The following is a 21,840-nucleotide window of genomic DNA, read 5'->3' on the forward strand; positions in this document are numbered from 1 at the left end:
ATATTTTTTGGGGACGCAAGGTAGGAACTATTTTTGAATTTTTCTTTGCCGGATAATGGCAGCCGGATTACCCTTATATATCATGTTCTCAGTGAGATTGCCTGCTGCCACTGAGCCTATCGTGAGTACTGAGCCTTTGTGTGCCCATGTGCCGGGTGGTAATATGGCGCGGGCAGCGATCCAGACGCTGTCCTCTATGATAACGGGTCTCGTAAGCAGATCGAAAGAAGCAGAGGTGTAGTCGTGATTTCCGGTGATGATCATGGCCTGCTGGGAGATACAGACATTGTTGCCGATAAGGACGAAGTCTGTGTTTTCAACGGTACATTCAGCAAGCCAGCAGTGGTCGCCCACCCTTAATTTCCATGGATATTTTATCTGGATACCTGGCTTAATTCTCACATCTTTGCCGATTCGGGCCCCGAACAGTTTGAGTATGAACACCAGAATACTGCTGGAAGGAATGATTCCTGAACGCACAAGCAGTGTGCTTGTAAAATACCATAGTGATATTCTGAGAAGGGATGCGCCCGTGGAAAAGCCTTTTTTATCGAAGTTCTTTTTAAGCTGCATTCAGATACGGATTTTTTTGGGTAAGGTTTCGGGTATCTGGTTGATCCAGAAAATACTGAACACTGCGAGTGAAGCATATACAGCGAAATTAAACAGTACATGTTGCAGATCCCACCCATATCCCCGGTTGAAATAGATGGCAACCAGGCAGAGTCGGACGAGGTTCAAGGTTATTATCAACGTTATGCCAGAGAGGAGAAAGATGAATTTACGCAGGGCTTTTTGAGGATAGGCTAATGCGAAGGCCATAAAAACGGAGACAACTCCATAACCGAGACAAGAATATATGATCCGGAATCCGGCGTGGTTAGCAACTGACAATGTTGTTGCTGTAGTGCGTACCTGGTATCCAAGTGTTTGCAATAGTCTCGCCGCAGCCTCGATGTAAAATCTCCGCCATCCTTCGATATAATTGAAATGTTCTTCGATGAAGGGGCTGTAGAAGCCGCCGGGAGCAGACCCTGCAATGGTGCCAGGTTAATGCAATATGCTACAGCAAACACGATCATGAACCGGCAGAGGAAAGCGCCCATTTGATGATCTTGTTCTGCCGGTCCTTCAGGACACTTCCGCGATTCAAGAATTTTGATATCGACAATCAGCCGGAACCAAAAGGCTTGCAGGAAGTGGAATATGTTTCCGCGGATGCCGTCAAGAATGCCCAATCTGAAGATAAGTCGGTAGAAGTAATAAAGAAATGGTCTCACAAGTAAGGGAAGGTCCGCCCAGATCTTTTTACACCAGGCGTTGCGCTCATTCGGGTTGCCAAAAATTCTGCTTTCTGCCTGATAAAGGGATTGATTGCTTGAGTTACTCTCTGCCAGCAAATCGCTATACCTGTTATGCTTCTCGATCCAGAAGTGTATCTTATTTTCCTTGAGGTTCTCCTCAATAATATGGGCGTTTTTCCATATCAGCGTTCTTCCAGGTACTTGAAAGCGATGGTCCATTGCTTCACTCAGATCGGAGAAGCCTGCGGTATATCGGAACATCTTAAGCATATATTTTGGATAATAGCCACCGTATCTTATCCATTTGCCCTGGAAATAGTTTTTCCTGTTAAAGTAGATTCCGTTTACCGTAGCATATTCTGCGTCGCTAAAAGCGGTCAGTTTCTTGGAAAGATCAGGCGCAATATACTGGTCGGCATCCAGGCAGATTACCCATGGCGTATTAACTTGAAACGCATGGAGTGCTGCGTTCCATTGCTTCGGATGATTTTCAAAGGGGTGATATTTGACTTCGGCTCCGTATTTCTCACAAATAGTTAAGGTTTCATCGCTACTGCCCGAATCGAGCACGTATATCTGGCTATTTAGGTTTCGGATCGAATCAAAGAGCCGTGGAAGATGCATTTGTTCGTTGAGCGTAAGAACGATGAAAGAGATGTGTTGGTTCTTCATAGCGCATTTTGGTAAAGCTTGAGGTATTGGCTAGTAAGGCTCTTTTCGCAGAAAAATGTTGAGGCGAGCGATGGCCCGGTGTCCCGGATAAAGGCTCGTTTCATGCTATCTTGATGGGCCATCTCAATGGTTGTTGCTATTTCGCAGGGGTTCAAACCACAAATCCAGCCCAGATCTAACTGCCTGATCAACGGGGCCAGGCCCACAGCGTTCGAGGCAAGGACTGGTATTCCCGCCATGAGGCCTTCGGCGATAGCGTTAGAGAAATTTTCGTTGTGCGAGGTTAAGGCAAGTAGATCGTGATTCATGAGCAGACCATGTTTTTGAGTCCCCTTTTTATAACCCACCCAGGCAACCCTGCTGTTGATACCCAGTTTTCGGGAGAGTCTTTCCAATCTGTCTATGTATGCGGTGCAACCCGTTCCGGCTATGTTAAGCTGCCAGTCGAAGTTTAGCAAGCTTACGGCTTCCATGAGCTGCTCAAGACCTTTCTTAGGGTCAATCCTGGAAAGAAAAAGTATGCGGAACTGAGCTTTGTCCTGCTGCTCGCGAATTTGCTTAGACAAAGCGATTGGCTTGAAGCTAACGATGTTAAATATGGTCGCAATTGTCTTTGCACTAACAACTTCGGTAATTTCCCGTGCCTCCTGCTCACTAGTGGCATGTATATGACAACGCTGTAACAGTCGGACGCCGGCTATCTTATGCATGAGGTTCTTTATCAAACTATGTCTGTGTTTGAAGCTATAGGCAGATAACATGCCCCTGGGCGAAAGCACAATAGCCGTCTGTGTCATGACGCATATTAGGCAGGAAAAAATAGAGGTAAAGTTCCACCAGGAATGAATATGGACAACGGTTTCGCCTGGATACTTTTTGATTTTCTTATACAAAGACCATAGCAATGATGGAGAAAAGTGACTGGAGCCGCCCGTTACACGACTATAATAGGTCACCCTCACACCTTTTATATACGTCCTTTGACCATTGGTGACACCCCGGAGTTCGTCATGTCCGTTGGCGGTAGTGGTCATAACTTCCTGCCTGACGTCTTGGTCTGCTAATGCTTCGCATAGGGCTGCGACGGAAAAGATCGGTCCGCCATAAACATAGGCCGGCTTATAGGATGGCGTTATGTGGATTATTTTCATGGTTGGAGACTAATGTATTTGTCATTAGCAGTATTTTGTGAATGCATATCATCAGCAACCAGCCGTAGACAATGTTATTTAAGAGAAATTCAAATGCGTTTCCCCTCCAAAGCGGCTGGAAGACGCTATTAAATATAATGATACAGCCAAGCGGATATCCACCGAAGTTTTGTTCGGCATAGTTACAAATCGATTGAGCGAGGACACCGTATAATAACATATATATGAAGATGCCTACTGAGCCGCCAAACAGATATCCGTCAACTACCGGCCGGGTTTTCGCCGAAACGGCTGAAGACCTGTTTGCAACGCCTGCAGTATATACCCTTTCCATGGCCAGCTCCTCCATGCTGGGCTTGGAATCCCAGAAAAAGCGGGGTACGAATACCAATACGGCATTTTCGAGTGCCTGCATACTGTATGGGTTCCAAAGCGGAACATTGCGTACAAAAGTCATGAACATCCCGATTTCACTTAATCGGTGTGTTAGGAAGTCAAGGCTGTTTTTTTCTATGAAAGGTGTTTTTGTTTCATCTGTTAAAGTTTGATAGGCCTGCGCACGAGCCTCCTCTCTGCTTTGATGATGTTCCCAGGATTGTTTCCGGAATACGATAGTAAAAGTGGGAAGGACATAGGTTAATGTCACCAAAAGCGGGACAGCCAGAGCGATAACCCATTTTCTGTAATAAGCAAAACCAATCGAAGCCAGCACGATGATATTTACGATAATATTTTCTTTGTAGCCCGTTAATGTTGAACTGAGCAGGTGTAACAGGAAAAGAGTGCCGCCAAACACGGCGGGAAACACCTTTTTGCCGACCATGCCTTTAATCAGGAGGTAGGCACCGGATGCGCAGGAAATACAGCGCAGCGGTAAGGTCAATTGATATAAACTTGGATGTAACTCTGCGAGGAGCGCGGCGGTGTAAGCCAGGATGCCTATCTGTAAGAAGGGGCGCAGTCCGGCAGTAGTTAGCTTATAACGAAGCTGAATATCTGCTTTTATCCTTGAGATGATACCTGTTGCTATGGAACAGTGCGCAAGGAGACAGAGACGCTGGCACTTAGCGAGGAGTTCGGTGTCCTCCGTTTCAAAAAAAGAGTTTTCGGTGCGGTCGTCAGGGTAAAAACCAGTGTGATTCAAAAAGTAGAATATAGAGGTGCAGCACATGAAGCCGGCAAATATGACCTGTACAAGTATGATTGGTCGCATCACCTGTGCGTATATCGGGATATCTTCAGGTATACACCGCTGAGGAGAAATTATGGTGAGGTAGAAGATGAAAAACGATCCCAGCCAGGCTATGAGGTAGGATGATATTGGATGGAGCTGAACTGCTTCGCTGACAAGCCAGGGGACAAAGATGAGCGAGATGAGATTTGTACGGTTACTGCAATACATTTGTGATATTTTTGACCTGTGTTTCGAATGTCCAGTCCCTAATAATGAGTTCTGAGTTTCTCCCCATCTCCTGTAAGGTTTTCCTGCAGCTTAGCAGTCGATGAAGTTTATGTTTCAGATCAGACAAATCGTTACTTCTAAAAATGTTACCATTCTTCCGGCTTACCAGGTCGGAACACGCGCCAACGGTATCAGACGCGAGTATTGCTCTTCCTGCTGCCATCGCTTCGTTGATCGCAAGGCCCCAGGACTCACTTAAAGAGGGAAGACAAAATAAGTCGCAGGCCTGGTACGCTCCGGGCATTTCACTTTGGTTTAAGAAGCCAGCAAAATGGATGTTTTGTCGCGATTCCGTTAACCTTATATAGTCTGACCGGAGCTTTCCGCTACCTGCCAGGATAAGGTGAGCGTCAGTAAGGTTTAGCTCGGTGAAAGCACGGATAAGCAACTGTACATTCTTAGTTCTTGTGAACTTTCCAGCGTATAGCACTACGGTATCAGACATAGCTATTCCAAGCTTTTTTCTGAGGCAAGGTGACTCGCTTGGTTCCCTGAAGCGTAGGTTGTCGACTGCATGTGGCGCGAATCGTAGTTGTTTCTCGGTTAACCCGTATCTTATGAAGTATGCCTTATTAGCGCTTCCCACATAAAAAGCCATGTCCACGTGGCTGTATACCCAATTTAATACTTGCTTTCGCAATAGCTTCCGCAGTTTGCTTCTGGGCTCAATCAGGGTGGAATCCCCCCTGAACAATATTGATGAATCCTTATAAAAGAACCGCAAGACCCTTAAATGGAAGAGGTATGCCCAGCCATATAGGAGTAAAAAGTCGGGATTAAAAGCCTTAATTTTCTTGATGGAAGACGTAAACTCATACTGATAGCCGTCCAACAGGGGTATATCCCACCGTATTTCCCGCCCGAACGCGGTGTCGTATGCATTCCGTTCTTTGCTGGTATAAAACACTTTCGTTTCAAATTGCTTCGCAAGCAGCGCAAATACAGGCGCATAATATTGTATGGGATGGCTGCATATGATTGCTAGTCTCATTGTCTAATGATTTCTCCTTTATCTAGTGTGAGTTGTCTGTCGCATATCGACTGTATATGGTCATTGTGGCCAACAAGAATAATTGTGCATCCCTTGCGAGCAAGGTCTTTCAGTTTGTTCGCTGCTTTCTCGCGGAATGCTGCATCGCTTGCCGACAATATTTCATCTGCTATTAATATGTTTGGTTCGAGGTGTGTCGCAGCCGAGAAGGCGAGTCTTGCGTACATGCCCGAGGAGTATTTTTTCATGGGTGTGTTGAGGTACTCGGAAATGTCCGCAAAATCGGAAATTGCTGATATGCACTTTTTGGTCGAGACTTTGTTTAACCCTAACATAGCGCCATACAGGTAGATGTTTTCCAGCGCGCCTAATTCCGGATGGAATGGCGCACCGCCCTCCATCATGGGTATCACGCGGCCTCTTCCGATCACGGATCCCGATGTAGGTGTTGTTATCTTACTGATGATTTTCAGAAGTGTACTCTTTCCTGCACCATTACCGCCGCAGATTGCCAGGGTTTCACCCTTTTGAATTTGGAAAGAGACGCCTCTGAGTGCCCAGTGTACTTCAGCCGGAAAATTTTTTGTGGCTGATGTGGAGCGTGAATAGCCGGGTTCAAGTAGTTTTCTGTACCATGCTTTTAAGTCATTACCCAGGGTTCTGGAATTTATCTGGCCGGTATAGTATACCTTTGACAGGTTCCTTACATGTATAGCTGTATCCCTGTTCATATCACGTCGACAGATTTTTGCTCCGACCGGATAAACAGATAGACTCCCGTCACTAAAAGAATGCCTGCACAGGTAGCAGCAACTAGTAGTTGAGATATGTTAAGTACTCCCTTATTCAACAGGATACATCTGAAGCTTTCTATAACAGCGGTCATTGGATTGGCGACGATGAACAAGTAAAGTTGCTTGGGTGCTATTGATAGCGGATAAATGACGGTTGTGGTGTACATCATCAACTGGGTGATGAATGCTGCAAGCAGGGCCAGATCGCGATACTTCGACGTGAACGCAGCAAGGACAAGACCAAAACCTACACTGTGTATAATGAGCACCAGTAGTACTAACGGCAAGATGACCCAATATTTATGGAAATGAATGTTATAGCTTCCGACGACTAAAACGAGGGCTATCAAGAGTGCAAACTGGATAGCGAACCTAAACATCAGGGCAATGGAAATACTTACAGGCACGACCAGTTTCGGAAAATATATCTTAGCAAATAAGATGTTGTTATCCCTCAGTGAAGATGAAACCTTATGTGTGCATTCAGAGAAGTAGTTCCACAAGATAACCCCTGTAAAATAGAAAAGCGGTTTTGGAATGGCGTCGGTCGGCACTTTGACCACCTGACCAAAAACTAGTGCATATACTCCCGTGGTAAGTATTGGCTGAACGATCAACCACATAGGGCCAAGCACAGTTTGCCGGTAAAATGCGGTTACATCTCTAATGGCAAGTTGAAGAACGAGATGGCGGTACCTCCAAAGTGCCGCTACTTGCGATTTACAGGAAGCTTTTTTGTCGTCGACTATCCACACGCTATGGTTATCTTCCATCATGATTCGCATTGCTCCAGAGATTGCTGAATTTTAGTTCGGTATTTTTCATAGTTGAATTCACTAAGTGCCAACGACTGTTGCTGGAATTTGCGCTGTCCGTTTAGAGGATTTGCCAGACTATTCTTTACGGAATTGTGTAGTGCACGAGGGTCTGAGGCATCAACCGTTATGCCTAAACGCCCATAGATGAGGGCCTCTCTGCTGCCGTCAGCATCTCCGGCTATCACCATGCAGCCGCTGACCGCCGCTTCGGTAAACACCATTCCAAATCCTTCTTTTGTACTTGGCATAATGAAAAGGTCAGCCAGCAGGTAATGGTCAACGAGTTCAGCCTCATCAATCTGTTCCATCAAATGAACGCAGTTGCTCAGGTTCAGTGCTTCTATGGTTTTACACAACCGGATGCGTTCGGAGCGGTTAGTTCTTCCTGCAATGAAATAATGCAGCTCAGGAATCTCTTTTTTAAGGCCTGGGATAAGGCAAATAACCCGTTCATAACCTTTTTCACGGTCATGTGTGTTTTTCCTGCAAAGTGTAAACATTATTCGGGCGTCATGTGGCAGGTTGTACCTGCGCAGCAGATAAACAGGCTTTTTGAAGTCTCCGGGTAGCTGCCAGAAAGGATCTAGACAGAGATGGATGGTATTAATTTTGACAAGACCATGTTTGTCCCCCAGCACTTTATTTGTATAGTCACTTACTGCCCATATGTTAACATGCTTCCTCAAAAAGTACCTCTTCCACCATGGCATAGCTCTCCATACTTCTGTTCCGTGTGCAACCAGGACAATTTTAAGCTTAACATTGAAAATTTTTAACAGGATGGCGAAAGCAATCAGGTGGATATGATTAACGATCAGGACTTTAGTCGTGGAATTCAGAATTCGAAATACAAAGCTGAGTTTTCTGCCATTGAAGCCTGTAAAGTATTCCGGCTCAATATACCTTTGATCAGGATCTCCGTCATATAAAGAGTACATTTTAAACTCAGATTGGTAGATGTCCTGTAAAGATTTTGCAAGTATTCGGCCCGATCGTTGGATGCCTCCATTGTCGCTAAAGGTTCTAAGGGTGAGAAGCAGGCAGGAAGATTTCATCTAATTATTATCTTGATTGTTGTAATAGGACATGTATAACTTATCCTGCTTATGTTCGTTTAGCACCAGATATAAATTCGGGACTGGGGTATTGGTTTGTAATGCGCCCATGGTCGCGGAGAGGCTTTTTCTTGAAACGCCATATCGTAAAATAAAGAGGTTGATGTCTGAGTGTTGTATCAGTTCAGCACTGTCGGCCACCAGTCCGGTAGGAGCACTGTCAATGATCATATAATCATAGTGCTCTTTGAGATGGTCGAGTACGTCGCGCATCTCTTTACTGTGCAATAACTCCGCTGGGTTTGGGGGCAGTGGTCCGGAATCGATAAAATCTAAATTTCGAATTTTTGTCGCGGAAATGATTTCATTCAATCCCACCTGTTTGGACAGAAACTGACTCAGTCCAATGGTCGTCTGGGATTTCAGCATTTGGCTAAGGCTAGGCCTTCTTAAGTCGGCCGATACAAGCAGGACCTTTTTATTGATTAGCGTTAGCGCAACAGCGAGATTGGCCGCGACAAAAGATTTCCCTTCTCCGGATATTTCGGAGGTAACGCAAATGATCTTATTGGGCTTATTCGGACAAAGGAAGTTTATTCGGCTTCTAAGCATACGAAATGATTCCGCAGTAGCCGAGCGCGGGTCATCATAAACCGGCAGTATGTGGGCAGATGGCAGGCTCGCCGTATATTTTTGAATGGTGGAGAGAACAGGAACATCAGTAAGCTCCTCTATATTGTCGCCCTGTAGCAGATAGGGCGTTTTGCTTATATGGAAGATGAATAAGACTCCCATGGCACAGCTTGTTAGTGCGGCAAGAGTGTACACTCTTGCCGGCACAGGGAAGCTGGCTTCTGCTGGCGCCACAGCCTTGTCCACGATAAATGCCCCTGGTACTACCGCTGCCCCTGAGATTTCTGCCTCTAAGTTTTTTTCCAGGAGATAGTCATGAATCTTCTTGTTTACCTCAAATTTCGATTCCAGCGAATTTAAATGGCGTTCAATTCCAGGGAACTGGCTTGAGTAATCTTGCAGGCTGTCAAGCTGGTAGTCTATCAACCTTAATAGCCCGTCAATATGATGCTTCTGGGTGTTGACCTTTGAGGTTATCGCTTTTTTACAGAACAGTATTTGCTCGTCGATATTTTTTACTGCAGGAGCTGAGGGCCGTTGAACGGTTAAAAGAGTTTGTCTTTTTTGAAGTAAATCGTTGTGGTGAGAAAACAGGTGTTTAAGTTGTTCGTCTGCTATAGCTTCAAGCCCGTAGCTCACAATTCCATTGCTGTCCGGCGACGACAATCTAAGGCCAAGTTCTGCTATAGAAAGTCTGTTCATCCTTAAAGTTTGTTTATGGGTATTGAGTGCAGATATTTGCTCGTCTTGTTCGTTTAAAGTAGAACTTATTGTTTTAATTCGTTGGTTCTCCTTGTATTGCTGAACTGATGCGCCTGAGTTTGCTGTTTTTTGGTCAATATCTCCTAAGATCTGTGTCAGGAATGCCTTTGACTGGTTGATTGAGCGTGTTCGCTGGGCCTTATCAAAGGTCAGGTAACTCTCGAGAACGGCATTGAGTGCATCTTTGGCAAATTCAGGATCGGGATCCCGTATTTGTAAATTTATCATGTTACCGTTTTGCATATCATTTACATGCAGAGCGCTTGTTATCCGCTGCGCCAATGCCTTAGGGCTGATAAACCTGAAGACGCAAGTGGTGGGACTGTTGCCATTCTTTCTTATTGTGAACTGCAATCCGGCAAGCCGGATTTTTTCGCCGAACTGATAGGTGCCTGAAGACCGGAGCTGCCCCAATTGCCAAGTTAGATGGTATTTGTTGCTATGCCCTATTCTTGAAAATACAAATTCATTGCGTGGCAGGCTGGCCGGGAGCTTGCCCACGGAAATTTTTAAGGGCTCGTGCGGATAAGTCTCTTGAAGTCGGAATTTATCTCTTTTCAAAAAGGCCACTTTATAGTCCAGGGATGCTAAAGCCATTGTTAACACTGTCCTCGACTTAAGTATTAATCGCTCAGATTCTGTCCTGTTAACCCGATCATAAAAGTTCCTCACCTGAAGCAATTCGGATAATTCGGAACGCCGGTCCTCCAGCTTAATGGAAGCTGAAGCTATATAAATTGGCTCTGCAAGCCATAAAAATATTCGCGCTGCAAAAAGCCCGGCTGTCAAAAACCCAATAAGCCAAAGTCTTTGGCGTAGCACCATTTTAAATACTTCAGCATAGTCCAAAGATGAGTTCAATGAGTTTCTGCTGTGCATATCAATTTTTTGAGTGATTGCCGAGATTGTTGTAGTTTGTCACAGTGTATTTAAATTTAATTATAAATTTTTAGAAGAAAATATAAGTTTTATTAAAGAATATATTATCATATTTGGCAAATATAAACTATTATTATGAAAGTGTCTATCGTGACGCCAGTTTTAAATTGTGTTGAATTTATTGGTTCCGCTATTGCGTCTGTAAAGGCGCAGAATCATCCTCACATGGAGCACATCATTATTGACGGGGGGTCAACGGATGGGACAATAGGTCTTGTTCATTCCTTAGCAGGATCAGATATTAAGTTTATTTCAAGGGCGGATTCAAGTATGTATGAGGCAATTAACCATGGGCTTGATGTTGCTGAAGGCGATGTAATCGGCATTTTAAATGCCGACGATTTTTATGCTTCTCCAGATATAATATCAACTGTTGTCAAAACGATTCGTGACACAGGCGTCCTGGCAGTTTATGGAAATTTAAACGTTGTATGCAGGCGCGACCCGGTCAGGATAACGAGAAAGTGGACTTCTTCGCGTTTTCAATGTGGTCGTATGAGACGAGGCTGGATGCCTCCGCACCCTACCGTATTTATTCAGCGCAGATTGATTGGTTCCGGGGCACGTTACTCACTCAACTGCGGCTCGAGTGCTGATTACGACTTTCTCCTTAGGCTGTTTTTGAACATTCAACCGGCCCCGGCGTATGTCGATAAGTTATTCGTTTGTATGCGGAACGGGGGCATAAGTAACGGTTCTATGAAAAAGGCGTATCATTCTTTGGTGAACGATTATAAAATCATCAGGCGAAATGGGTTGAAGATGCCCTTTGCAATTTGCCTGGTTAAAAGATTGAGAAAGCTGGATCAGTTTTTAATTATGGATTGAGCTCACAGGCAATAATTCAGATTATGTACCTTTGCGTTTTAAACGAGTTTGATGAACATAGCGATAAACGGATTTGGCCGGATAGGCCGTATTTTTCTCCGTGCGGCATTGGAGCGAGGTATTAATGTTGTAGCCATAAACGATGTAGGAGAGCTCGAAACGCTCGCGCACCTGTTTAAGTATGATAGTGTTCATCGCGGATTCAGGGGTTCCGTTGATATTGTAAAGGGCGGTTTGCTGATCGATGGAAAGAAGATTTCAATATTTCATGAAAGTAAACCTGACTTGTTACCCTGGCGGGAACTCGATATTGATATTGTTGTAGAGGCCACGGGCCGGTTTGCCTCAAGAGAAGGCGGACAGATGCATATTAATGCCGGTGCCAAACAGGTTGTGTTGTCAGCACCTTCGTCAGACAGGCAAGTACCTACAGTGGTTTTGGGAGTCAATGATCATCGTGTTGACCTAACTGCGCCAATACTTTCCAATGCTTCATGTACGACCAATAACGTAGCACCTATGGTGAAAATACTGGACGAGCTGTGGGGTATCTCAGATGGATATATAACAACTGTGCATTCTATGACCGGCGATCAGAATCTGCATGATGCGAGTCACAAAGACCTCAGGCGAGCCCGTGCAGCATCAGCTTCTATAATACCGACCACCACTGGCGCTGCGAAGGCTATTACCACGATATTTCCTCACCTGACCGATAAACTGGGCGGCGCAGGTATTCGTGTGCCTGTCCTTAACGGCTCATTAACCGACTTCACCTGTATTCTTAAGTCTACAGCTTCGGTTCCGGAAATAAATGAAGCTTTCAGGCTTGCCGCAGCTGGCGAGTTGAAAGGTATTCTTCAGTATACAGCCGACCCTATTGTTTCGGTAGATATATTAGACAATACGCATTCCTGTATATTCGATGCGGGCCTCACCTCAATAGTAGGGGATCTTGTTAAAGTTGTAGGTTGGTACGACAATGAATCGGGTTACTCTGCCCGGTTGGCCGACCTGATTCTTAAGATGATCAATAATTAATTAAAGAAACTGTACTCACATCCGGCCAGGCTCCTTATATTTGGTGATCTCATTAATAACTATTAACAACCTTTATGAAAACTATTGATCAATTTGATTTTAAGGATAAAAAAGCGCTTATCCGCGTCGACTTTAATGTGCCTCTGGATAGCGACTTCAATATAACCGACGACAAACGTATGCGGGCGGCGATCCCTACGATCAATAAAATAATCGATGACGGAGGAAGCGTTATTCTGATGTCTCACCTTGGTCGGCCAAAAGGCGGCCCGGAAGATAAATTTTCGCTTAAACATATCGTTGGTGATCTTTCCAGGATGCTTGGGAAGGAAGTCTCGTTTGCTTCAGACTGTATAGGCGACCAAGCTATTGAAGCTTCTAAAAATCTGACGCCTGGTGGAGTGCTTCTGCTTGAGAACCTTCGTTTTTACAAAGAAGAAGAGAAAGGCGACAGAGCCTTCGCTGAAAAATTGTCTTTACTTGGTGACGTTTACGTTAATGATGCTTTTGGTACGGCCCATCGTGCTCATGCCTCAACGGCAGTTATTGCGCAGTTCTTTGCAGACAAATACTTTGGCTACCTAATGGCAGAGGAGGTGAAAAACGCAGAGAAAGTCATTAATGGGGCAGATAAGCCATTCACTGCAATTATGGGTGGTGCTAAGGTTTCGGATAAAATCCTGCTTATTGAAAACCTTTTGGAAAAAGTGGACAATCTGATCATTGGCGGTGGTATGGCTTACACTTTTGCGAAAGCTCAGGGTGGAGAAATAGGTACTTCGTTGCTGGAGGAAGACCGTATGCAACTTTGTCTGGAATTACTCGAAAAGGCTAAGACAAAAGGTGTTAAATTATATTTGCCTGTAGATACGGTGATAGCGGATAAGTTTGATAATGATGCGGCCCGCGATGTAGTCGAGAGCGGGAAAATTCCTCAAGATTGGATGGGATTAGATATTGGTCCTAAGACTGCTGAATTATTTTCGGAAGTGATCCAAAGTTCAAAAACCCTCCTTTGGAACGGCCCGATGGGCGTCTTTGAAATGGCAAACTTTGAGCAAGGTACTCGTGCAGTAGCAGAGGCTGTGGTTTCGGCAACAAAAGCAGGAGCTTTTTCATTAATAGGAGGCGGAGACTCTGCTGCGGCGATTGCTAAATTTAACCTCGAAGAAGAAGTTAGTTATGTTTCGACCGGAGGGGGTGCTTTACTGGAATATATGGAGGGTAAAGAACTGCCTGGTGTCAAAGCAATAAATGAATAGTTTAGTGTACATAACACTGCTAAACGCTCCGGTCTAAAGACCGGAGCGTTTTTTTTAGCCACTTTTTCCCACGTTCTGTGCTTCGTAAAATGACATTTTTGATTGCATTTGGGGGCTTTTGATTTTGTGGAAAACTTTTTGTGGTAGAATGTGGTAGAATGTGGTAGAACTACCTATTTTTACACTACATAAAGGTGCACTATTCATTATGTTTCAATTGTTAGGGGAATTTGATTGCAAATTAGATGCGAAAGGACGCTTGATGGTGCCTTCGAGTCTGAGGAAACAATTGCCTGATGTGGAACAAGAGGGTCTCGTAATAAACAGGGGGTTTGAAAAGCACCTGGTTATCTATCCCAAAAAAGTATGGGAAGCTGTCGTTGCTGATCTGAGTAAACTTAATCCCTACGAACCCAAGACCCGGGAGTTTATTCGTTTGTTTACCAGAGGTGCTACAGAATTGACACTTGATGCTGCAGGGCGGGTAAATTTGCCTAAAACGCTTCTTGAATCTGTAGGTGTAGATGTCAGTACAGATTTGGTTCTTGCGTGTCAGATCGACAAAATCGAGGTATGGTCTAAGAAAGCATACGAGGCTTTGTTTGATAAAGATCCAGCTGATTTTGCTGCACTTGCCGCGGATGTAATGGGCGATAAGAACAGGAGGGACGATGGAGTATAGCTATCATACGCCTGTATTGTTAAAAGAAGCGGTGGAAGGCCTTGCGATCAAGCCAGATGGTGTATATGTCGACGTTACTTTTGGCGGTGGTGGGCATTCAAGGGAAATTTTGAAGGCTTTGGGGGATAAAGGCGTGCTGGTGGCTTTTGATCAGGATCCCGACGCTCAGCGAAATATCATTAAGGATTCGCGGTTTAAGTTTGTGGATCAGAATTTTGCTTTCTTAAAAAATAACTTACGTTTGCTCGGTATCGCTAAAGTAGATGGTATTTTGGCTGATCTCGGTGTATCATCGCATCAGTTTAACGAAGCTGACAGGGGATTTTCCACGAGATACGACGCCGAGCTGAATATGCGCATGGATAAACAGGGTGATCTCACTGCTGCTTCCATATTGAATACCTATGCGGAAGATCTGCTTCACAAGATATTTGGTGTCTATGGAGAGATAAAGAACGCGAGATCTCTAGCTAAGGCTGTGGTTACTGCCAGACTTGAGCGACCTATTACCACACTCTCTGATTTTAAAAGTCTCGCTTCAGGTCTGATTCCGCGCGGAAGGGAAAATAAATATCTCGCCCAGGTTTTTCAGGCCTTACGTATTGAAGTAAATCAGGAAATGCATGTGCTTGAGCAGTTTCTTTTGCAAAGTGCTGAGATTTTGAAGCCTGGCGGCCGTTTGGTAGTCATATCCTACCATTCGCTTGAAGACCGGCCAGTAAAGAATTTTCTCTCAAAAGGGAAATTCAAAGGAGAAGTTGATAAAGATTTTTATGGAAATCAGCAAAAGCCCTTTGAGGTGATTACGAGAAAGGCCGTTGTTGCAGGGGCCGATGAGCTCGCTAAAAACAGCCGTGCAAGAAGTGCTAAATTAAGGATAGGAGGTAGGCTATGAATAACGAGTTTGTGAAAAGCCCTCGGCTGAATGAGGAGGCTGACGATGCGCTGGATATTCGGGTGAAAACCGTTCCCGAATCAGATAGTTCTTTCGTAAAGAAACTCTTCGCTGATGGTGTTATCAGTAAAGAGGCTGCAACTAAATTGCTTCCTTTTCTGATCTTTCTTTCCGTGCTTGGAATGCTGTATATCGCAAACAGTCACATGGCGATTGGGAATATTCGTGATATCGACCGGTTAAATAAAGAAGTCAAAGAACTTAGCTGGGAATACAAGTCATTGAAGGCTGACTTGATGTTTAAGAGTAAGCTCACCGAAGTTGCAAAAAAGGTAGATACCCTCGGTATTAAAGTATTAACGGAGCCTCCGAAGAAAATAGTTATCCACAGGAATGAGCATTAGGGCCAATATATTATTACGGGTGTATCTTGCTTTCGGCTTGATTGTGCTGTTCGCAGTAGCGGTCTTAGTTAAGCTGTTTGATGTCCAGTACGTTGAGGGCGAGAGGTGGCGGGCTATGGCGGATAGTCTGTCTACAAAATATGTTAATGTCGAAGCTGCGAGAGGCAATATCTACTCTGTCGACGGAAGTCTGCTGGCTACCTCAATCCCTGAGTATGAACTTAGAATGGATACGTATGCTGGTGGTATAGCTGATAACGACATTTTTGAAGAAAAAGTCGATTCATTGGCGATTAAATTGTCATCGTTCTTCGGTGATAAAAGCGCCAAGGAATACTCTCGATATCTGAGATCGGCGAGACGCGATAGCGCTCGGTATCTTCTCATAAAACGAAAAGTAGGATATCAGGATCTTAAGACAGTGCGAACATTTCCTCTGTTCAATGTAGGTAAATATACCGGCGGACTTATTGCAGTTCAGCAAAACAAACGAATAAGACCCTTTAAATATCTTGCTGCACGTACCATTGGTTATAAAAATGAAAACGTAAGTAATGGCGTTGGTCTGGAGGGTGCGTATGGCGAGTACATCAATGGGGAATCGGGAAAGAGGTTAGTGCAGCGTTTGGCTGGAGGCGTGTGGATGCCTGTCAATGAAGAAGCGGAAGTTGCCCCGAAAGAGGGTGCTGATATTATATCTACAATTGATATTAATGTTCAGGACCTCGCACAGAGCGCGCTGGAAAGACAACTGAAAGTAAGTGACGCTGACCATGGAACTGTGATTGTGATGGAAGTTTCGTCTGGAGAAGTCCGCGCGGTAGCTAATTACACCAGGGTAGCAGAGGGCGTGTATTCGGAGCAGTTTAATTACGCGATCGGAGGTCGGCAGGATCCAGGTTCCACCTTCAAGTTGGCTTCTTACATGGCGCTGCTTGAAGATAGGAAAATTGATACCAACACCTTAGTTGAAACGGGAGATGGGTTTTACCGCATCCCCGGTCATACCATAAAAGATTCTCATGGTGGCATCGGTACGGTGACGGTAAAGAAGGCATTTGAAGAATCGGCAAATACGGCAATCGCTAAATTGGTCAACATACATTATAAGGATAACCCATCAGCATTTACAGATCATTTGTATCGTATACACATGAATGAAAAGCTAAGATTACAAATACCTGGCGAAGCGCAACCCGTTATAAAAAATCCTGAATTCAAAAGCTGGAATAAAAATATGACCCTGCCTCAGATGGCCTATGGTTATGAAATGCAGATCACACCCTTGCAGATGCTTGCTTTTTATAACGCCATAGCAAACAACGGGAAGTATATCGCACCAATTTTTGTACGGGAAATACGGCGTCTGGGGAATCCGATAGAACGATTTGAAGCGCGGGTGATCCATGATCAGGTTTGTTCGCCTGAGACGGTCAAGAAACTTCAGGCGATGCTTGAAGGTGTTGTAAAGGAGGGAACAGGAAAGTTGATGGGGTCGCCGTACTACCGGGTAGCAGGTAAAACGGGTACAGCCCAGGTTGCCGATGCCAATAAAGGATATAAGGCTAAACGGAGTTACCAAGCTTCCTTCTGTGGTTATTTTCCTGCAGATAAGCCTAAGTATTCGATTATGGTGGCAATCAACGGCCCAAAGAACGGATACTACGGCGCAACCGTAGCGGGTCCCGTGTTCAAGGAGATAGCTGACCGAATCTATGCAAGTGATATGGAGATGTATAACGACATTCCGCAGTATGTTGTTGGTAACGACAATGCGCCGAGGGCTAAGGCAGGGCCTGACAAGGTTGTCCGGAAAGTATACCATGCTTTTGGCATAACATCGCTTCATGCATCAGCTTCCAATTACAGGAGTGTGAGCGACGCAAATAGTGGTGCAGGTTATCAGGAACTCAACAATGCTAAGGATATTATGCCCGATGTGAACGGTATGGGACTGCGTGATGCGCTCTATGTATTGGGGAATGCCGGGTTGAAAACTAAGGTTCGCGGACATGGTCAGGTCATAAGCCAATCAATTCCCGCGGGCGTAAGAATTGGCAAAGGTCTCTTGGTAAAATTAGAATTACGATAGCATGCAACTACAGGACGTTTTATATGGGGTAGCAACACTAGCGGTGAAGGGCAGGGTTGATGTCGTCATAACTGAGCTAGCCTTTGATTCGCGCAAAGCGAAGTCTGGTGCAGCATTTATCGCTGTTAAAGGTACGCAAACCGACGGGCACGATCATATTACTTCTGCTGTGGATCATGGTGCATCTGTTGTTGTGTGTGAACATTTTCCGCCAGTTGTTTTGGCGGAAGTAACTTACATACAGGTCGCCGACAGTGCGGACGCATTAGGTGTCATGGCGGCCAACTTCTATAACCATCCTTCTGCCAAACTGCAACTGTTGGGTATTACAGGTACCAACGGGAAAACAACCATAGCAACCTTGCTTTTTAGGTTGTTCCAGCGGTTGGGTTATAAAGCAGGACTTATTTCCACAGTTCAAAATCAGATCGGGGCAGAAGTAGTTCCGTCCACGCATACCACGCCAGATCCATTGTCTCTAAATCGGCTTCTTCAACAGATGGTGAATGCAGGTTGTACCTATTGCTTCATGGAAGTGAGTTCGCATGCCGTAGTTCAAAAAAGGATTAAAGGGCTCGTTTTCGCCGGAGGTGTCTTTACCAATATCACCCACGACCATCTCGATTTTCACGGAACCTTCGACAACTATATCAGGGCAAAAAAAGGTTTCTTTGATGTCTTGCCCAAAAGCGCCTTTGCACTTACAAATATGGATGACAAGAACGGTATGGTTATGTTGCAAAACACACAGGCGGCTAAAAAGACCTATTCGCTCAAGCAGCTTGCTGACTTCAATGCCCGTGTCCTTGAAAACGGTTTCAAAGGGCTCCATCTTGAAGTTGCAGGTAGGGAAGTTTTTTTCAAGTTAATAGGATCCTTTAACGCCTATAATTTACTAGCCGTATACGGTGCAGCGGTTTCCCTAGGTCAGGATGCATTGTCAGTATTAACGACATTGAGCAGTCTGGACGGCGCCGAAGGCAGGTTTGATCATATTGTATCTGCAGAAAACGTCATGGCAATTGTCGACTATGCACATACTCCGGATGCGCTGCAAAACGTGCTTAACACTATACAAGACATACGCAAGGGTACCGAGCAGGTTATAACCGTGGTGGGCTGCGGAGGAGACAGGGACAAGCTCAAGCGTCCTGTTATGGCTCAGGTGGCTTGCGACTGGAGTGACAAGGTTATCCTAACATCCGATAATCCCCGTACTGAAGATCCGCTGGCTATATTAAACGACATGGAGCAAGGTGTGTCTCCTACCAATAAGCGTAAGGTCCTGACCATTTCAGATCGCCGGGAAGCAATAAGAACGGCTTGTCATATTGCCAAAGCCGGTGATATCATTTTATTGGCAGGTAAGGGTCACGAGAAATACCAGGAGATCAAGGGGGTAAAGCACCACTTTGACGATAAAGAGATATTAATGGAACAATTTAATCTGACGAATTAATGTTATATCATCTATTTGAGTATCTGAACCAGCATTATGACTTTCCAGGGTTGAGGTTGTTCCAATACATAACCTTCCGCACGTCTCTGGCTATTATTTTGTCGCTTATTATTACGACGGTATACGGAAGCAGGATAATCCGCTACCTTCAGAAAAAGCAGGTCGGAGAACCCGTTCGGAATTTAGGGCTGGAAGGCCAGATGCAGAAGCAAGGTACACCGACTATGGGAGGTATTATGATACATTTGGGTATCCTGGTTCCTACCTTGCTCCTTGCAAATCTAACCAATGTCTATGTGCTCCTGATGGTTGTCACAACCGTATGGATGGGGATAATCGGATTTGTGGACGACTATATAAAGGTTTTCAGAAAGAACAAAGAGGGACTAGCGGGCCGGTTTAAGATCGTAGGCCAGGTAGGTCTGGCCCTTATCATAGGATGGACGATGTATTTCCACCCAAATATCGTGGTAAGACAAACGGTAGACGAAAGCAGTGCTTCGAAGGCATCAGCCCCAATGGTGTTAAGACAGAAGGGCGAGAGCTTCTATTACACTCAAGACGTAAAATCGACCCTTACTAACGTACCTTTCTATAAGAATAACGAATTCGACTATGCAAAAGTGCTTAAATTCCTGGGCCCCGGATATGAAAAATACGCGGTGTTCATATTTCTGCTATTTGTAGTCGTTATCGTAACTGCGGTCTCCAATGGAGCCAACATTACCGATGGCATTGACGGGCTCGCCACCGGTACGTCCGCAATTATTGGCGTAACTCTGGGGCTACTGGCATATGTCTCAGGTAATACCGTTATCGCGGATTATCTGAACATTATGTATATCCCTAACTCCGGTGAGTTAATGATATTCGCCGGGGCTTTTGTCGGAGCATGCGTAGGCTTTCTGTGGTATAACTCCTACCCCGCACAGGTGTTCATGGGCGATACAGGTAGTTTGGCCATTGGGGGCATCATAGCAGCCTTTGCCATAATGATTAGAAAGGAACTTCTCATTCCAACCTTATGTGGGATCTTCCTGATAGAAAACCTTTCCGTAATTATTCAGGTGAGCTATTTTAAGTATACCCGTAAGCGCTTTGGCGAAGGCAGACGTATTTTTCTCATGTCACCCTTGCATCACCACTACCAGAAAAAGGGCTATCACGAAGCTAAAATCGTTACCAGATTTTGGATTATTGGAATATTGCTGGCCATCATTACCATAATCACCCTAAAATTAAGATAATGGAAAAGCAACTAGTCGTCATTTTGGGTGGGGGAGAAAGTGGAGTGGGTGCGGCAATGCTTGCGCAACAGAAGGGCTACGAGGTATTTCTGTCAGACTCTGGCCATATACAGGAAAGATATCAGGCAAAGCTTCGCCAACTGAATATTTCTTTCGAGGAACTTGGTCACACCTACGAAAAGATAATGTCAGCCGCCGAAGTTATAAAAAGTCCTGGCATCCCTAGCAGCACTGCGTTGATCAAATCTTTGCAGGAGGCAGGGATACCGATAATATCCGAGATCGAATTTGCCAAGCGCTTTACATCAGCAAAAACGGTATGTATTACCGGTTCTAATGGTAAAACAACCACTACAATGCTGATTTACCATATTTTAAGGCGGGCGGGCTTAAACGTCGGTCTGGCGGGCAATATCGGAAACAGTTTCGCTGAAATGGTCGCCACTAGTTCCTTTGACTGGTACGTGCTCGAGCTTTCCAGTTTCATGCTTGATGACATGTATCATTTTAAAGCCGATATAGCTGTTCTGCTAAATATTACTCCAGATCATCTTGACAGGTACGACTATAAGCTTGAAAACTATGCCAAATCTAAAATGCGCATCACACAAAATCAAGGATCAGAAGATGTATTTGTCTATTGTGCCGACGATGTGGAGACACTGCGCGTAATGGATACCATGCAGATCAACGCCCGTAAGTACGCTTTTTCGCTCAACCAGGAATTGCCGCTGGGTGGCTTCGTAAAACAGGAAAGCATCCAAATCAATATAAACCCGAACCAAAACAACAAATTTACCATGTCTATCAGTGAGTTGGCTCTGCAGGGCAAGCATAATCTTTATAATTCAATGGCTTCCGGAATCGTAGCTAAAGTATTGGACATCAGAAATTCTACCATCCGCGAGAGTATGGGCGATTTTAAAAATATCGCGCACAGGCTCGAGCATGTAGCGCGCATCTCTGGGGTCGATTATATAAATGATTCTAAGGCTACCAATGTCAATTCCACATGGTATGCTCTGGAAAGCGTAAGCTCAGACGTGATATTGATCATGGGAGGGGTAGATAAAGGCAACGATTACAGCATGCTTAAAGATATGGTTCAGCAGAAGGTGAAAGCTATCGTTTGCTTGGGTAAAGACAACAAGCGGATCCACGAAGCATTTGAAGACGATGTAGACGTTATTGTAAACACTTTCTCGGCACATGAAGCCGTTCAGGTTGCCTACCATCTGGCAAAAAAAGGTGATACAGTGCTATTGTCCCCTGCTTGCGCCAGCTTTGATCTTTTCAAGAACTATGAAGATCGGGGCGACCAGTTTAAAGCGGCTGTTAAAGAGTTATAG

19 protein-coding genes and 2 pseudogenes are annotated in these 21,840 nt (G+C 44.8%); 10 read left to right on the plus strand and 11 right to left on the minus strand.

Annotated elements, in window-relative coordinates:
* Positions 1-27: 27 nt before the first annotated feature.
* From J3P40_RS16030 to J3P40_RS17845, 11 genes and pseudogenes are all read right to left on the minus strand, one after another.
* Entirely contained in the window at positions 28-573 is a 546-nt protein-coding gene (locus J3P40_RS16030) for an LbetaH domain-containing protein (RefSeq protein ID WP_256007272.1), read from the minus strand.
* Positions 574-936 (minus strand): exosortase/archaeosortase family protein, encoded by a 363-nt coding sequence (locus J3P40_RS17860; protein ID WP_505558759.1) that lies wholly within the window; start codon positions 934-936, stop codon positions 574-576.
* A 722-nt stretch (positions 937-1,658) separates the two neighbouring features.
* A pseudogene (locus tag J3P40_RS17880) lies at positions 1,659-1,976 on the minus strand (glycosyltransferase); the annotation flags it as partial.
* Positions 1,973-3,127 (minus strand): XrtY-associated glycosyltransferase XYAG1, encoded by a 1,155-nt coding sequence (locus J3P40_RS16045; RefSeq protein WP_256007275.1) that lies wholly within the window; start codon positions 3,125-3,127, stop codon positions 1,973-1,975. The pseudogene J3P40_RS17880 and the gene J3P40_RS16045, both read right to left, overlap by 4 nt.
* Entirely contained in the window at positions 3,096-4,529 is a 1,434-nt protein-coding gene (locus J3P40_RS16050) for an exosortase Y-associated Wzy-like protein (RefSeq protein WP_256007276.1), read from the minus strand. Before J3P40_RS16050 ends, J3P40_RS16045 begins: the two co-directional genes overlap by 32 nt.
* Positions 4,516-5,580 carry a glycosyltransferase family 4 protein gene (locus tag J3P40_RS16055; protein WP_256007277.1) on the minus strand — a complete coding sequence of 355 codons (1,065 nt, stop codon included), beginning with the start codon at positions 5,578-5,580 and terminating at the stop codon, positions 4,516-4,518. Before J3P40_RS16055 ends, J3P40_RS16050 begins: the two co-directional genes overlap by 14 nt.
* A complete protein-coding gene (locus tag J3P40_RS16060) occupies positions 5,577-6,311 on the minus strand; it encodes an ABC transporter ATP-binding protein (RefSeq protein WP_256007278.1) in 735 nt (244 codons plus the stop codon). Before J3P40_RS16060 ends, J3P40_RS16055 begins: the two co-directional genes overlap by 4 nt.
* A complete protein-coding gene (locus J3P40_RS16065) occupies positions 6,308-7,150 on the minus strand; it encodes an ABC transporter permease (protein WP_256007279.1) in 843 nt (280 codons plus the stop codon). The genes J3P40_RS16060 and J3P40_RS16065 overlap by 4 nt, the downstream gene beginning before the upstream one ends.
* Positions 7,147-8,130: a glycosyltransferase family 4 protein gene (locus J3P40_RS16070; protein ID WP_256007280.1), complete on the minus strand. Its 984-nt coding sequence runs from the start codon at positions 8,128-8,130 to the stop codon at positions 7,147-7,149. The genes J3P40_RS16065 and J3P40_RS16070 overlap by 4 nt, the downstream gene beginning before the upstream one ends.
* A 117-nt stretch (positions 8,131-8,247) precedes the next feature.
* The gene (locus J3P40_RS16075; RefSeq protein WP_256007281.1) at positions 8,248-10,239 is read right to left on the minus strand and encodes a polysaccharide biosynthesis tyrosine autokinase; all 1,992 of its coding nucleotides are present in this window, start codon (positions 10,237-10,239) and stop codon (positions 8,248-8,250) included.
* Positions 10,240-10,242: 3 nt separating this feature from the next.
* A pseudogene (locus J3P40_RS17845) lies at positions 10,243-10,521 on the minus strand (Wzz/FepE/Etk N-terminal domain-containing protein); the annotation flags it as partial.
* A gap of 135 nt (positions 10,522-10,656) precedes the next feature.
* On the opposite strand from J3P40_RS17845, the gene J3P40_RS16080 reads away from it, so the two are divergent.
* The 10 genes from J3P40_RS16080 (at position 10,657) to murD (ending at position 21,840) form a co-directional block, all read left to right on the plus strand.
* Positions 10,657-11,409, plus strand: coding sequence for a glycosyltransferase family 2 protein (locus tag J3P40_RS16080; protein ID WP_256007282.1), 753 nt, complete (start codon positions 10,657-10,659; stop codon positions 11,407-11,409).
* A gap of 51 nt (positions 11,410-11,460) precedes the next feature.
* Entirely contained in the window at positions 11,461-12,450 is a 990-nt protein-coding gene (gap, locus tag J3P40_RS16085; RefSeq protein WP_256007283.1) for a type I glyceraldehyde-3-phosphate dehydrogenase, read from the plus strand.
* 74 nt (positions 12,451-12,524) lie between these two features.
* Positions 12,525-13,712, plus strand: coding sequence for a phosphoglycerate kinase (locus J3P40_RS16090; RefSeq protein WP_256007284.1), 1,188 nt, complete (start codon positions 12,525-12,527; stop codon positions 13,710-13,712).
* Positions 13,713-13,920: 208 nt separating this feature from the next.
* A complete protein-coding gene (mraZ, locus tag J3P40_RS16095) occupies positions 13,921-14,394 on the plus strand; it encodes a division/cell wall cluster transcriptional repressor MraZ (protein WP_256007285.1) in 474 nt (157 codons plus the stop codon).
* Entirely contained in the window at positions 14,384-15,289 is a 906-nt protein-coding gene (gene rsmH / locus J3P40_RS16100) for a 16S rRNA (cytosine(1402)-N(4))-methyltransferase RsmH (RefSeq protein WP_256007286.1), read from the plus strand. The genes mraZ and rsmH overlap by 11 nt, the downstream gene beginning before the upstream one ends.
* Positions 15,286-15,693 carry an FtsL-like putative cell division protein gene (locus J3P40_RS16105; protein WP_256007287.1) on the plus strand — a complete coding sequence of 136 codons (408 nt, stop codon included), beginning with the start codon at positions 15,286-15,288 and terminating at the stop codon, positions 15,691-15,693. Before rsmH ends, J3P40_RS16105 begins: the two co-directional genes overlap by 4 nt.
* A complete protein-coding gene (locus tag J3P40_RS16110) occupies positions 15,683-17,785 on the plus strand; it encodes a PASTA domain-containing penicillin-binding protein (protein ID WP_256007288.1) in 2,103 nt (700 codons plus the stop codon). Before J3P40_RS16105 ends, J3P40_RS16110 begins: the two co-directional genes overlap by 11 nt.
* A 1-nt stretch (position 17,786) precedes the next feature.
* Positions 17,787-19,244 carry a UDP-N-acetylmuramoyl-L-alanyl-D-glutamate--2,6-diaminopimelate ligase gene (locus J3P40_RS16115; RefSeq protein WP_256007289.1) on the plus strand — a complete coding sequence of 486 codons (1,458 nt, stop codon included), beginning with the start codon at positions 17,787-17,789 and terminating at the stop codon, positions 19,242-19,244.
* Positions 19,244-20,491, plus strand: a complete 1,248-nt coding sequence (gene mraY / locus J3P40_RS16120; protein ID WP_256007290.1) for a phospho-N-acetylmuramoyl-pentapeptide-transferase — start codon at positions 19,244-19,246, stop codon at positions 20,489-20,491. The genes J3P40_RS16115 and mraY overlap by 1 nt, the downstream gene beginning before the upstream one ends.
* Positions 20,491-21,840 (plus strand): UDP-N-acetylmuramoyl-L-alanine--D-glutamate ligase, encoded by a 1,350-nt coding sequence (gene murD / locus J3P40_RS16125; protein WP_256007291.1) that lies wholly within the window; start codon positions 20,491-20,493, stop codon positions 21,838-21,840. Before mraY ends, murD begins: the two co-directional genes overlap by 1 nt.

This window comes from Pedobacter deserti (genome assembly GCF_024436415.1).
GTDB classification, from domain to species: domain Bacteria; phylum Bacteroidota; class Bacteroidia; order Sphingobacteriales; family Sphingobacteriaceae; genus Pedobacter; species Pedobacter faecalis.